Below are 13,436 nucleotides of genomic sequence, written 5' to 3' on the forward strand. Positions count from 1 at the left end.
CCACATTGGTTTTCAGTGTTGTTTAAACCGATGGTTTTGCGCGGCGCGCCTTGAAGAATTCGCTCAAGACAGTCCCACACTCCTCAGCCAGCACCCCGCCTTCAAACAGCACGCGGTGATTGAGAAAACCCTGGGTAAAGAACTGCCCCTGGCTTTGCACGATCCCGGCCTTGGGTTCCAGCGCGCCGTACACCACCCGCGCCACCCGCGAATGCACGATCAGGCCGGCGCACATGCTGCACGGTTCGAGGGTCACATACAGCGTGCTGCCGACCAGGCGATAGTTGCTGATCGCTTGCGCGGCGGCGCGGATCGCGACCATTTCGGCATGGGCACTGGGGTCGTTGCCACTGATCGGGCAGTTGAAGCCGCGACCGATGATTTCGCCGTCCTGCACCAGCACTGCGCCCACAGGCACCTCGCCCAGCGCAGCGCCTTGGGCGGCCAGGGCCAGGGCCTCGCGCATGAAGTCCTGGTCGCGGCTGCGGTCGATGATCGCCGTGGGACGAAACTGGCGCATCACGCCACCTCGATGGCGGCCATCAGGCCGGTTTCCATATGGTCGATCACGTGGCAGTGGAACATCCACACCCCCGGGTTATCCGCCACCAACGCCACGCGCGCGCGCTCGTTCTTGCCCAACAGGTAAGTGTCGGTGAAGTACGGGATCACCTTGTGGCGGTTCGAGGCGATCACCTTGAAGCTCATGCCATGCAGGTGGATCGGGTGCTGGTACTGGGTCATGTTCTTCAATTCGAAAATGTAGCTCTTGCCCTTTTCCAGCTTGGCAATCGGGCGGTCGGCGCAGGTCTTGTCGGTGATGTCCCAGGCCTTGCCGTTGATCTGCCACAGGCTCGGCGGCTTACCGTTGTCGACGTCGACGGAAACCGAGCCGACCCATTCGAAATTGAAGTTGAGTTTCTCGGCGTTGGCCAGGTCCGGCTCGGCAATCGGGTTGGCTGGCAAAGCGGGCGGCCACTCGGTGGGAGCGTCGTTGTTGGCGACGGAACGGAAGGTGCCGAGGCGCACCGGGCCATTGCGGATCGACAGCTCTTCACCCGCCGCTGGCGCCTTGATCGCCAGGCAGATGCGCATGCCCGGGCCCAGCCAGTATTCCTTGCCCAACGGCCGCGGTTCGACCGGGTTGCCGTCCAGCGCATAGATCTGCGCTTCAACCTCGGGAATATTGAGCCGATACGTCAGGGTGTTGTCGAGGTTGAGCAGGCGCACGCGGGTGATCTGCCCGGCCGGCAAATCGATCACCGCCTGGGACACGCCATTGATCGTCGACAGGCGCCCGGCGGTCCCGCCACGCGCCGCTTCACGCGGGATGCTGAAGGCAACAAAGGCACCCTCTTCGTCCACGTGCCAGCTTTTCAGGCTGAGGGTGCGTTCGTGTTTGAAACCGGTGGGCTCGCGCTCTTCGATGATCAGCGGACCGACCAGGCCACGGCCGAGTTCTTCGCTGCTGTTGACGTGGGGGTGATACCAGTAGCTGCCGGCGTCGGGTACGCGGAATTTGTAGTCGAAGTATTCACCGGGCAGTACCGGCAGTTGCGAGACGTAGGGCACGCCGTCCATTTCCAGCGGCAGGCGGATGCCGTGCCAGTGAATGGTGGTGGCGACCGGCAGGTGGTTGATAAAGCGCACCCGCAGCCATTCACCCTGGCGCACGCGCAACTCGGTGCCCGGCGCCGACGGGCCGAACGCCCAGGCTTCGGTCTTGTGTCCTGGCACCAACTCCACGTCAAGCGGCGCGGCGATCAGTTCGTAATCGTGCCCCGCCTCGGCCTCGGCGACTTTCCCCAGCCAGTAGCGATAGGCGCCACCGGCACCGACGCCCACAACGGCCAGGCCTGCAAGACCACCCAGGATTTGTCGACGGGAAAAGGATCGGGACACAACAACCTCACGAATCTGCCGCAGGCCAGAGGCCCGCAAAAGGCAGATACGATACACCTGCATCGGCTAAACAGTAAGGCTTCGCATTGCCGCAGTTGCTGATTTCATTGCGTCGCTTGGCGAGCACGCCTTTTGTAACAAGGAGCCTGTCGGGCCGAGCACGCCTTGTGTGGCGAGCGGGCTTGCCCCGCGTTGGGCTGCGCAGCAGCCCCAGTTCAATCGCCGCCGAGTGTCAGGGAGACCGAAATCGCAGGTTTCAGGGCCGCTTCGCAGCCCAACGCGGGGCAAGCCCGCTCACCACAGGTGGCACGGCTGAGCTTGGGCGGCGGTATCAGGCCTTGGCAGCTGCCAGAATCAGCGCCTTCATCTCGGCCACGGCACCTTTGAAGCCGACAAACAGCGCATGCGCCACCAGCGCATGGCCGATGTTCAGCTCGTTGATGCCCTTGATCGCAGCCACGGCCTCGACGTTGTGGTAGTGCAGGCCGTGGCCGGCGTTGACGATCAGGCCTTCATTCAACCCGCAATTGACCCCGTCGATGATGCGTTGCAGTTCGTCGGCGACTTCGGTCGGCGTGGTGGCATCGGCATAACGACCGGTGTGCAGCTCGATGGCCGGTGCGCCAACGCGGCGCGACGCTTCGATCTGGCGCTCATCGGCGTCGATGAACAGCGAGACTTCGCTGCCGATCTTCGACAGGCGCTCCACCGCGGCCTTGATCCGCGCTTCCTGGCCGGCGACGTCGAGGCCGCCTTCGGTGGTCAGTTCCTGGCGGGTTTCGGGCACCAGGCAGATGTGCGCCGGACGGATGCGCTCGGCGAACGCCATCATTTCTTCGGTGACGCCCATTTCGAAGTTCATGCGGGTTTGCAGCACGTCCTTGAGCAGCAGCACATCGCGCTCCTGGATGTGGCGGCGGTCTTCGCGCAGGTGCACGGTGATGCCGTCGGCGCCCGCTTCTTCGGCGTCCAGCGCGGCCTTGACCGGGTCAGGGTAACGGGTGCCCCGGGCCTGGCGCAGGGTGGCGACGTGGTCGATGTTGACGCCAAGAAGAATGCGATTGCTGGTGGTCACGGAAGCGCTCCTGAAAAGGGAAAGAATCGGTGCACAGCATACACGGGGATGTCAGGGCTTTCGAAACAACTCGCGACTGACCAGCGGCCGTCCGCCCAAGTGCACGGCCAGTGCCTGGCGCATCAGGCGCTTGGCGGCGGACAAGGCGCCGGGGGCGGTCCAGTCGGCTTCGCTCATGGCCAGCAGCTCAGTGCCCTGGAACAGCCCCGGCTGCAGCAGGTACACGCGCTCCAGGCCAGCATCGACCTGGAGGCGGTACATGCCGTCGGCGGCGATGGGCTCGCCGTGCAGGTCGTTGGCCAGTTCGAAGCCGTAGCCGAGGTCATCCAGCAGGCGCCACTCGAAGGCGCGCAACAACGGCTCCAGCGGGCGCCCTTCGGCGAGGGCCAGCAAGGTGGCAGCGTAGTGATCGAAGACCGCGGGGTGCGGGTCTTCAGCGGGCAGCAGGCGGATCAGCAGTTCATTCAGGTAGAGGCCGCTGAACAGCGCTTCGCCATTGAGCCAGGCGCTGGTGCCGACACTCTCCATGCGGCCGACGTTCTTCAGCTCGCCCTTGCCGCGAAACTCCACGTCCAGCGCCACGAAGGGCCGCGCCAATGTACCCGCCTTGCCCCGCGCGCTGCGCAACACTGCGCGCAGACGACCTTGGGGCGTGAGGAAATCCACCAGCGCGCTGGTCTCGCGGTAGGCGCGGCTGTGCAGGACGTAGGCGAGTTGGCTGGGAGGTGGGGATTGGGACATTAGGTTCTCGCTGACAAGCACGGTCTTGAAAACTGCGACTATCCAATGTGGGAGCGGGCTTGCTCGCGAAGGCGGAGTGTCAGTCGATACATTCATCGCTGATAGACCGTATTCGCGAGCAAGCCCGCTCCCACATTTTGACTTGCGGCGTTACCGAAGGCCGTTTACAGGTCGCCGTAGCCCAGCGAACGCAGTGCGCGCTCGTCATCGGACCAGCCCCCCTTCACCTTCACCCACAGGTTGAGCATGATTTTGGAATCGAACAGCAATTCCATGTCCTTGCGCGCTTCAGTGCCGATGCGCTTGATGCGCTCGCCCTTGTCGCCAATGATGATTTTCTTCTGGCCGTCACGCTCGACGAGGATCAGCGCATGGATATGCAGGGTCTTGCCCTGCTGCTTGAACTCTTCGATCTCGACGGTGATCTGGTACGGCAGCTCGGCGCCCATCTGGCGCATGATTTTCTCGCGCACCAGTTCGGCGGCGAGGAAACGGCTGCTGCGGTCGGTGATCTGGTCTTCCGGGAAGAAGTGCTCGTTCTCCGGCAGGTGCTCGGCGATCACGCGTTCCAGGGCATCGAGGTTGTGCCCGTGCTGGGCCGAGATCGGGATGATCTGCGCGTTCGGCAGTTGTTCCTGCAGCCAGCTCAGGTGCGGCATCAGCTCGGCTTTGTCTTCGATGCGGTCGGTCTTGTTCAGCGCCACGATCAACGGGCCGGTGACGTACTGCACACGCTCGAGGACCATCTGGTCTTCGTCGGTCCACTTGGTACGGTCGACCACGAAGATCACCACGTCGACGTCTTTCAACGCCGCCGAAGCGGTCTTGTTCATGTAGCGGTTGAGGGCTTTCTCGCCGCCTTTGTGCATGCCCGGGGTGTCGACGTAGACCGCTTGCACGTTGCCTTCGGTCTTGATGCCCAGCATGTTGTGGCGGGTGGTCTGCGGCTTGCGCGAGGTGATCGCGAGCTTCTGGCCGAGGATGTGGTTCAGCAGCGTGGACTTGCCCACGTTGGGGCGGCCGACGATGGCAACATAGCCACAGCGTGTTGCGGTTGAATCAGTCATGGCCATTCTCCACGCCCAGGGCAATCAGTGCTGCAGCGGCCGCTACCTGTTCGGCAATACGACGGCTCACACCCTGACCTCGGCTTTTTTCATTCAATAAGGTGATTTCACATTCCACGAAGAACACGCGGCAATGCGGTTCACCCTGGATATCCACCACTTCGTAGCGTGGCAGTTCGCACCCGCGCGACTGGAGGAATTCCTGCAGGCGGGTCTTGGGATCTTTGTTGGTGTCGACGAGCGTGAGGCTTTCGATCTCGGAGGTCAGCCACGCGGTGACGCGCTCCTTGGCCGCTTCCATGCCGGCATCGAGGTAGATCGCGCCGATCAGCGCTTCGAGGGCATCGGCGAGGATCGATTCACGCCGGAAACCGCCACTCTTCAACTCGCCGGACCCCAGGCGCAGGTACTCGCCCAGGCCGAAGCCGCGAGCCAGCACCGCCAGGGTCTCGCCCTTCACCAGGCGCGCACGCAGGCGCGACAGCTGGCCTTCACGGGCTTGTGGGAAGCGCTCGAACAGGGCTTCACCGGCGACGAAATTGAGGATGGCATCACCGAGGAATTCCAGGCGTTCGTTATTACGCCCGGCAAAGCTGCGGTGTGTAAGGGCAAGGACCATCAATTCCTGGTCCTTGAAGGTGTAGCCGAGCTGACGCTCGAGACGGCTTAAAGAAACGCTCACGGTTTACCCATATCTGTTTGGTGGCACCGGCGGCCATCGACGATTGACGCAGTGTTCAAATTCAAATCCTGGTTGGTGCTGCATGAGGCGGGACCGATTTGTCCCAACCCCAGAAAAGCATTCGGCGCTGTGTTCACAGCGCCGCCTGTATTACTTGATCAGCCCGACCCGCGAGAAGTTCGGCAGGTGGCTGAGCTTGGGTTCCGGCCAGCTCATCCAGACCGCGAAGGCCTTGCCGACGATATTCTGGTCGGGAACCATGCCCAGCAGGTCCTTGGGAATGGTGGGATCATCCCAGTAGCGGCTGTCATTGGAGTTGTCACGGTTGTCGCCCATCATGAAATAGTGACCGGCCGGCACTTTCCACTCACCATCAGGCTGGGCACGGTAGCGGCTCATTTCCTTGCGGATTTCGTGCTCTACCGCACCGAGTTTTTCTTCGTACAGCTCAGCGCTGCCCAGGCTGTTCGGTTCGGAACCGATCAACTTCTCGGCCACCGATTCGCCGTTGATGAGCAGGCGCTTGTCGCTGGTGTAGCGAATCACGTCGCCCGGCAGGCCCACTACACGCTTGATGTAGTTGACGTTCGGATCGCTCGGATAGCGGAACACCATCACGTCGCCGCGCTGCGGGTCACCGATCTCGATGACCTTCTTGTCGATCACCGGCAGGCGGATCCCGTAGGAAAACTTGTTGACCAGGATGAAGTCGCCGACATCCAGGGTGGGTTTCATCGACCCCGAAGGGATCTGAAACGGTTCCACCAGGAACGAACGCAGCACCAGCACGATGAACAACACCGGGAAGAACGACTTGCCGTATTCAACCAGCAAAGGCTCTTTGTTCAGCTTCTCGATAACCACGCCATCGGGCTGGCTGACACTGCCCTGATAGGCCGCGATAGCCGCCCGCCGACGCGGGGCGAAGAACACCAGATCGAGCAACGCCAAGAGACCGCAAACGGCAACGGCGATGACCAGCAACAGCGGGAAATTTAGCGACATAGGACCTAACTATCCAACCTGAGCACCGCAAGGAAGGCTTCTTGTGGAACTTCCACGTTACCTACTTGCTTCATGCGTTTTTTACCGGCCTTTTGCTTCTCAAGCAGCTTGCGCTTACGGCTTACGTCACCGCCGTAGCATTTGGCCAGTACGTTCTTTCTGAGTGCCTTGACGGAGGTCCGCGCAATGATCTGCCCGCCGATGGCGGCCTGGATCGCGACGTCGAACATCTGGCGCGGAATCAGTTCTTTCATCTTCTCGGTCAACTGGCGACCTTTGTAGTGCGCGTTGTCCTTGTGCACGATCAGTGCAAGGGCATCTACCTTGTCGCCGTTGATCAGCACATCCAGTTTCACCAGATTAGCCGATTGGTAACGATCGAAATGGTAGTCCAGCGAAGCGTAGCCGCGACTGGTGGATTTGAGGCGGTCGAAGAAGTCCAGGACCACTTCGTTCATCGGCATGTCGTAGGTCACTTGCACCTGGGTACCGAGGAACAGCATGTCGCGTTGTACGCCACGCTTTTCGATACACAGGGTGATGACGTTGCCCAGGTGCTCCTGCGGAACCAGGATATTGGCCCGCACGATAGGCTCGCGCATGTCTTCGATTGCCGACAGATCCGGGAGCTTGGACGGGTTGTCGACGTAAATCGTTTCACCGGTTTTCAGCAACAGCTCAAAAATAACCGTCGGTGCGGTGGTGATCAGGTCCAGGTCGTATTCGCGCTCGAGGCGCTCCTGGATGATTTCCATGTGCAGCATGCCCAGGAACCCGCAGCGGAAGCCGAAGCCCAGGGCGTCGGAGCTTTCCGGGGTGTACTGCAACGACGAGTCGTTGAGGGTCAGCTTCTGCAGGGCTTCGCGGAAATCCTCGAAGTCATCGGAGCTGACCGGGAACAGACCGGCGTAGACCTGTGGCTGAATGCGCTTGAAGCCCGGCAGTACATCGACGTCCGGCGTCGAGCTGAGCGTCAGCGTGTCACCTACCGGCGCGCCGTGGATGTCCTTGATACCGGCGATGATGAAGCCCACTTCACCGGCTTTCAGATCAACGGTCGCAGTGTGCTTGGGGTTGAACACACCCACGCTGTCCACCAGGTGGATCTTGCCGGTGGACTTGACCAGGATCTTGTCGCCCTTCTTCACGCGGCCATGGCGCACGCGGACCAGGGACACAACGCCCAGGTAGTTGTCGAACCAGGAGTCGATGATCAACGCTTGCAGCGGATCTTCGTAGTTGCCGGTCGGCGCGGGAATGGTTTGCACCAGGCGCTCGAGCACTTCGTCGACACCCAGGCCGGTCTTGGCGCTGCAGGTGACGGCGTCGGTGGCGTCGATGCCGATGATCTTCTCGATCTCTTCCTTGACGCGCTCGGGCTCGGCCTGTGGCAGGTCGATCTTGTTCAGCACGGGCATGACTTCCAGGCCCTGCTCGATCGCGGTGTAGCAGTTGGCAACCGACTGCGCTTCAACGCCCTGGCCGGCGTCGACCACCAGCAAGGCACCTTCACAGGCCGCCAGGGAACGGCTGACTTCATAGGTGAAGTCGACGTGGCCCGGGGTGTCAATGAAGTTCAGCTGGTAGGTGATGCCGTCTTTGGCCTTGTAATACAGAGTAACGCTGTGGGCCTTGATGGTGATCCCGCGCTCGCGCTCGAGGTCCATGGAGTCCAGGACCTGGGCTTCCATTTCACGCTCGGCAAGGCCGCCGCACATCTGGATGAATCGATCGGCCAGCGTCGACTTGCCATGGTCAATGTGGGCGATGATGGAGAAATTGCGGATATGACTCAAATCACTCACGGATCAACACTCAAAAAGGCTGCAGGCAGATTGCCCGCTGAAAAATAGCCGGGAATTGTACCTGATGCTCAGGCCAGGCGTCATCTTTGCTGACCAGAACAAAAATGCCCCGATCTCGCGAGCGGGGCATTTTTTGTTCATAAGCGCAGCATCAACCGGCGCGGCGCAACAGCCAGAACCCAGCCAGGGCGCAGATACCGGTCGGCACCAGCACCGCAAACAGGGGCGAGAACCCGAACACCAGGCTCGACGGGCCCAGCAGGTCCTGGGCAATCCGGAAGGTGAAGCCGACCAGCACGCCGGTAAACACGCGCTGGCCGAGGGTGACCGAACGCAGCGGGCCGAAGATGAACGAAATCGCCATCAGTACCAGCGCGGCGGTAACCACCGGCTGCAACACCTTGACCCAAAACGCCAGCCAGTAGCGGCCGTTGTTCAGGCCCTGGTCCTTGAGATAGTGGATGTAACCCCACAGGCCGGAGATCGGCAGGCTTTCGGGGACCATCACCACGGTGTTGAGCAATTGCGGCTTGAGGGCGATATCCCACTCCTCGCTTGGCACATTGATCACTTCGGTGCTGGCCTTGGTGCCTTGGCCGATATTGCGGAAATAAGTCGTGGTGACGTCGCTCAGTTGCCACTTTTCATCGCCGTACTGCGCACGTTTGGCGAAGCTGGACGCCAGCAAGTGACGTTCCTTGTCGAACGTGTAGCGCGTGACCCCGATCAACAGGCCGCCCGGCTGCACGGCGTTGATGTGGATGAATTCATCACCCTGGCGGTGCCACAGGCCATGCTTGGAGCTTTGCGCATCGCCCGAGCCCTGGGCCAGGGCGCGGTTGGCCTGGGCCGTGGTTTCAGCCGGTGGCGCGACGTATTCGCCGATCAGCACGCTGCACAGCATCAGCAGCAGCATGGGCTTCATCACCGCCCAGACGATACGGCCGATGGACACCCCGGCGGCCCGCATGATGGTCAGTTCGCTGTTGCTGGCCAGGCTGCCCAGGCCGATCAGGCAGCCGATCAGCGCGGCCATCGGCATCATGTCGTAGAGGCGACGCGGTGCGGTGAGGGCGACGTAGCTCAGCACGTCCCACACGGTATAGGTGTCGCTGACGTTGCCGACTTCATCGATGAAGGCGAACAACGAGGCCAGGCCCAGAATGATGCCCAATACCGCCAGGATGGCGATCAGTACGCTGCTACCAATGTAGCGATCGAGCTTAGCCACGAGCCAACTCCTTCTGGCCACGACGGCTCATCATTTTCAAGCGTATAGGTTCCCAATACAGCAGCCCCAGGCCGATCACCAGGAAGATACCGTGCACCCACCACAGGCCCAGGGTCGGCGACAGCTTGCCTTTCTCCAGGGAGCCACGGGCGGAAATCAGGATGGTCAGGTAAGCCATGTACAGCAGGATCGCCGGCAACAGCTTGAGGAAACGGCCCTGGCGCGGGTTGACGCGCGACAGCGGCACGGCCAGCAAGGTCACGATGAACACCAGCAGCGGCAGGGAAATCCGCCATTGCAGCTCGGCGATCGAGCGCAGCTCCTTGCTGCCGAACAGGTCGGTGGTGGGGATGGCGTCGCGGTCAGTGACTTCGTCGCTGATGTCCGGACGAGCCAGCATCACGCCATAGGTGTCATACTTGATCGCGCGATAATCCGCCATGCCCGGGCTGCCATCGTAGCGATAGCCATTTTCCAGGATCAGGTAGCGGCTGCCGTCCGGGCGGACTTCCTGGCGGCCGGAATCGGCTACCAGCACGGAAATGCCGCGGTCTTTCTTGTCCTGGCCCAAGCGTTTTTCAGAAATGAAGACTCCGCCCAGGTTGGCGCGGTCGTCGGTCAGGGTTTCGGTGTAGGTCACCCGTGAACCATCGTTCAAGGCCTGGAAACGGCCAGGTTCGAGGGTGTCGAACTCGGTCATCGCGTCCTGCTTGTTCAGCACCAGCTGGAACTGCATGGCGCCTTGCGGGGCCAGGCTCAGGCTCAACCAGGCCACGATCAGCGCGACGCCGGCGGCCGGAATCATGGTCATGCCCAACAGGCGCTGCTGGCTCATGCCGGTGGCCGAGAGCACGGTCATTTCGCTTTCAAGGTACAGGCGGCCGTAGGCCAGCAGGATCCCGAGGAACAGGCCCAACGGCAGGATCAGCTGCAGGAACCCCGGCAGGCGAAAGCCCATGATCAGGAACAGCGAGCCTGGGTCCAGGGCGCCGGAGGCAGCCTGGGCCAGGTATTTGACGAAACGACCACTCATGATGATGACCAGCAACACCGCACTCACGGCACTCAGGGTCAACAGGACTTCGCGGGACAGATAACGGAAGACGATCAAACCAGACACTCCAGGGTTGTCAGGCTAAGGCGGCCAAACAAGCAGCATACCGAGTCAGCCCGTTTACAGCGGGCCGGCTAAAAAGATGGCGCATTATCCTGTGATTGACCGCGCCTGTCACTGCGCAACCTCATGCGCATGCACAAAGCACGTGGCAAGGGTTGTCAGGCTCCGCCGGCGAGGTTCAAACTGCGGCCTTTGTCGCGGGCGGCTTACACCGCTGCCCAGCCTTAAAGCCGGCGTACAGACGCACGGCTCTCAGACCTTTATAAGGGACCCGAAAATGGAATTGGTTGTAAAAAGCGTTAGCCCCGAAACGTTGAAAACCGCCACCCTCGTGGTCGCCATCGGCGAAGGCCGCAAGCTCGGCGTCGCCGCCAAGCAACTCGACGAACTCAGCGGCGGTGCGATCAGCGCCGTGCTCAAGCGCGGCGACCTGGCCGGCAAAGTCGGCCAGAGCCTGCTGCTGCAAAGCCTGCCCAACCTCAAGGCCGACCGCGTATTGCTGGTGGGCGTGGGCAAGGACACCGAGCTCGGCGACCGTCCATTCCGCAAGATAATCAGCAGCATCCTCAGCACCCTCAAGGGCCTGGGCGGCAGCGACGCGGCACTGGCACTCGACGAAATCGTCGTCAAGGGCCGTGACAGCTACGGCAAGACCCGCCTGCTGGCCGAGACTCTTGTCGACGGCGGTTACATTTTCGATCAGTTCAAGAGCCAGAAAGCCGAACCGCGCGCCCTGAAGAAAATCACCCTGCTGACCATCAAGGCTGCCCAGGCTGAAGTCGAGCGCGCCGTGACCCATGCCCAGGCCATCGCCAACGGCATGTCGTTCACCCGCGACCTGGGCAACCTGCCGCCGAACATCTGCCACCCGACCTACCTGGGCGAACAGGCCAAGGCGCTGGGCAAAGAGTTCAAGGGCCTCAAGGTCGAAGTGCTGGACGAGAAAAAGATCAAGGAACTGGGCATGGGCTCGTTCTATGCCGTGGGCCAGGGCAGCGACCAGCCGCCACGCCTGATCGTGATGCAATACAACGGCGGCAAGAAGTCCGAGAAGCCTTACGCCCTGGTGGGTAAAGGCATCACCTTCGACACCGGCGGCATCAGCCTCAAGCCGGGCCTGGGCATGGACGAGATGAAGTACGACATGGGCGGCGCCGCCAGCGTGTTCGGCACCCTGCGCGCCGTACTCGAGCTGAAGCTGCCGATCAACCTGGTGTGCATCCTGGCCTGCGCCGAGAACATGCCGAGCGGCGGCGCGACCCGTCCGGGCGACATCGTCACCACCCTGAGCGGCCAGACCGTCGAAATCCTCAACACCGACGCCGAAGGCCGCCTGGTGCTGTGCGACGCACTGACCTACGCCGAGCGCTTCAAGCCACAGGCCGTGATCGACATCGCGACCCTGACCGGCGCCTGCGTGGTTGCCCTGGGCGCCCACACTTCGGGCCTGCTGGGCAACAACGACGAGCTGATCGAACAACTGCTCAGCGCCGGCAAGGCTGCCGACGACCGTGCCTGGCAATTGCCGCTGTTCGATGAGTACCAGGAGCAACTGGACAGCCCGTTCGCCGACATCGCCAACATCGGCGGCCCGAAAGCCGGCACCATCACCGCGGCCTGCTTCCTGTCGCGCTTCGCCAAGAACTTCAACTGGGCACACCTGGACATCGCCGGCACCGCCTGGACCAGCGGCGGCAAGGACAAGGGCGCCACCGGCCGTCCGGTGCCCCTGCTGACCCAGTACCTGCTGGATCGCGCCAAGGCCTAAACGCAACCCCTGCGCAGGAGCCGGCTTGCCGGCGATGGCTGCCTTGAAATCGTCACCAGACTCAAGGGCCTCATCGCCGGCAAGCCGCCTCCTGCAAGGGGTATGCGCATGCCCAGGAACTGTAATGACCCAAGTCGACTTCTATATATTGCCCAGCGCCGATCCCTCCGCGCGCCTGGACTTTGCCTGCAAACTCACCGAAAAAGCCTGGCGCATGGGCCACCGCATCTACCTGCATTGCAGCGACGCGACCCAACGCGATGAACTCGACGCCCGCCTCTGGCGCTTCAAGGGTGAAAGCTTCGTGCCGCACGGCCCCGCCGAATCAGAACCCGAAGGCCTGATCGTCCTGGGCCTGGGCGACAGCTGTGGCGATCACCATGACCTGCTGGTCAACCTGGACCTGAAAGTGCCGCCCTTTGCCAAGGCATTCGCCCGCGTGGCGGAAGTGGTGGTCGAAGATCCGGCTATTCGTCAGGCCGCGCGGGAGAGTTTCCGCTTCTACCGCGAACAGGGCTATCCTTTGCAAGATCACCGGCTACAACGACTTTGAGCACATGATGGACACTCCAAACCCTATAAAAAAAGACGACCACCTGCTGGACGACCTCGAGTCGATCCGTCAGTTGCTGGGTGATGATGACTTGCAACCGCCGCTGCTGACCGAATCGGTCAATGGCGAGGTACAGATTCCGCTGTTGTTCGACATGGTCGGTGGCAAACCTGCCGCAGCTGAGCCGGTTGCGGCGCCTGTCGCGCCAGCCGCCCCCGTTGCAGAGCCTGTCGCCGAGAAGTCCCCGGACGCCTTGTTGCTGCACCTGGACAACGAACTGCGCGCCGCCGCGCAATTGATCATGCAAGACGTGATCGACGACTTTGCCCCGCATATCGAGACCGAGATCAAGCGCCGGCTGGATGCGCGCATGGAGCGGCTGATCGCCGCGGCCACAAGCAACTAGCTTCAAGCCTCCAGCTGCAAGTCAGAGCACCGCGATCAACTTGCAGCTTGTCGCTTGTAGCTTGCAGCTGCTCCCCCCCGCTAT

At 61.9% G+C, this 13,436-nt stretch carries 13 protein-coding genes; 3 read left to right on the plus strand and 10 right to left on the minus strand.

Annotation, left to right across the window (positions count from 1 at the left end):
• Nucleotides 1-22 precede the first annotated feature (22 nt).
• The 10 genes from tadA to lptF all read right to left on the minus strand — a co-directional run bounded on the left by tadA (nt 23) and on the right by lptF (nt 10,619).
• Nucleotides 23-520, minus strand: a complete 498-nt coding sequence (gene tadA / locus AC07SI_RS00910; protein WP_065906923.1) for a tRNA adenosine(34) deaminase TadA — start codon at nt 518-520, stop codon at nt 23-25.
• Nucleotides 520-1,902 carry a multicopper oxidase family protein gene (locus tag AC07SI_RS00915; RefSeq protein ID WP_106805718.1) on the minus strand — a complete coding sequence of 461 codons (1,383 nt, stop codon included), beginning with the start codon at nt 1,900-1,902 and terminating at the stop codon, nt 520-522. The genes tadA and AC07SI_RS00915 overlap by 1 nt, the downstream gene beginning before the upstream one ends.
• A gap of 331 nt (nt 1,903-2,233) precedes the next feature.
• On the minus strand, nt 2,234-2,977 hold the full coding sequence (gene pdxJ / locus AC07SI_RS00920) for a pyridoxine 5'-phosphate synthase (RefSeq protein ID WP_065906925.1): 744 nt from the start codon (nt 2,975-2,977) through the stop codon (nt 2,234-2,236).
• A 51-nt stretch (nt 2,978-3,028) separates the two neighbouring features.
• The gene (gene recO, locus AC07SI_RS00925; RefSeq protein WP_106805066.1) at nt 3,029-3,718 is read right to left on the minus strand and encodes a DNA repair protein RecO; all 690 of its coding nucleotides are present in this window, start codon (nt 3,716-3,718) and stop codon (nt 3,029-3,031) included.
• Between the two features lie 164 nt (nt 3,719-3,882).
• Complete coding sequence (era, locus tag AC07SI_RS00930; RefSeq protein ID WP_016978271.1) at nt 3,883-4,785, minus strand: GTPase Era; 903 nt, start codon at nt 4,783-4,785, stop codon at nt 3,883-3,885.
• Nucleotides 4,778-5,467 (minus strand): ribonuclease III, encoded by a 690-nt coding sequence (gene rnc / locus AC07SI_RS00935; protein ID WP_016978270.1) that lies wholly within the window; start codon nt 5,465-5,467, stop codon nt 4,778-4,780. The genes era and rnc overlap by 8 nt, the downstream gene beginning before the upstream one ends.
• 150 nt (nt 5,468-5,617) lie before the next feature.
• Complete coding sequence (lepB, locus tag AC07SI_RS00940) at nt 5,618-6,472, minus strand: signal peptidase I (protein ID WP_213552960.1); 855 nt, start codon at nt 6,470-6,472, stop codon at nt 5,618-5,620.
• A gap of 5 nt (nt 6,473-6,477) precedes the next feature.
• A complete protein-coding gene (lepA, locus tag AC07SI_RS00945) occupies nt 6,478-8,277 on the minus strand; it encodes a translation elongation factor 4 (RefSeq protein WP_028618986.1) in 1,800 nt (599 codons plus the stop codon).
• A 151-nt stretch (nt 8,278-8,428) separates the two neighbouring features.
• Entirely contained in the window at nt 8,429-9,508 is a 1,080-nt protein-coding gene (lptG, locus tag AC07SI_RS00950; protein WP_065906929.1) for an LPS export ABC transporter permease LptG, read from the minus strand.
• On the minus strand, nt 9,501-10,619 hold the full coding sequence (lptF, locus tag AC07SI_RS00955) for an LPS export ABC transporter permease LptF (RefSeq protein ID WP_495004925.1): 1,119 nt from the start codon (nt 10,617-10,619) through the stop codon (nt 9,501-9,503). Before lptF ends, lptG begins: the two co-directional genes overlap by 8 nt.
• Nucleotides 10,620-10,902: 283 nt before the next feature.
• Here lptF and AC07SI_RS00960 point away from each other — a divergent pair, with 283 nt between their 5' ends.
• The 3 genes from AC07SI_RS00960 to AC07SI_RS00970 all read left to right on the plus strand — a co-directional run bounded on the left by AC07SI_RS00960 (nt 10,903) and on the right by AC07SI_RS00970 (nt 13,352).
• Nucleotides 10,903-12,393 (plus strand): leucyl aminopeptidase, encoded by a 1,491-nt coding sequence (locus tag AC07SI_RS00960; RefSeq protein ID WP_106805067.1) that lies wholly within the window; start codon nt 10,903-10,905, stop codon nt 12,391-12,393.
• Nucleotides 12,394-12,517: 124 nt separating this feature from the next.
• Complete coding sequence (locus AC07SI_RS00965; RefSeq protein WP_106805068.1) at nt 12,518-12,946, plus strand: DNA polymerase III subunit chi; 429 nt, start codon at nt 12,518-12,520, stop codon at nt 12,944-12,946.
• Nucleotides 12,947-12,953: 7 nt separating this feature from the next.
• Complete coding sequence (locus tag AC07SI_RS00970; protein WP_495005046.1) at nt 12,954-13,352, plus strand: DNA polymerase III subunit chi; 399 nt, start codon at nt 12,954-12,956, stop codon at nt 13,350-13,352.
• Nucleotides 13,353-13,436 lie beyond the last annotated feature (84 nt).

The sequence above is a fragment of the Pseudomonas sp. GW821-FHT05D12 genome, from assembly GCF_059419825.1.

Coding starts and splice junctions, on each gene's coding strand:
- era (WP_016978271.1), bottom strand. CDS start 4,785: ATGACTGATTCAACCGCAACACGCTGTGGCTATGTTGCCATCGTCGGC.
- tadA (WP_065906923.1), bottom strand. CDS start 520: ATGCGCCAGTTTCGTCCCACGGCGATCATCGACCGCAGCCGCGACCAG.
- AC07SI_RS00970 (WP_495005046.1), top strand. CDS start 12,954: ATGGACACTCCAAACCCTATAAAAAAAGACGACCACCTGCTGGACGAC.
- recO (WP_106805066.1), bottom strand. CDS start 3,718: ATGTCCCAATCCCCACCTCCCAGCCAACTCGCCTACGTCCTGCACAGC.
- AC07SI_RS00965 (WP_106805068.1), top strand. CDS start 12,518: ATGACCCAAGTCGACTTCTATATATTGCCCAGCGCCGATCCCTCCGCG.
- AC07SI_RS00960 (WP_106805067.1), top strand. CDS start 10,903: ATGGAATTGGTTGTAAAAAGCGTTAGCCCCGAAACGTTGAAAACCGCC.
- lepB (WP_213552960.1), bottom strand. CDS start 6,472: ATGTCGCTAAATTTCCCGCTGTTGCTGGTCATCGCCGTTGCCGTTTGC.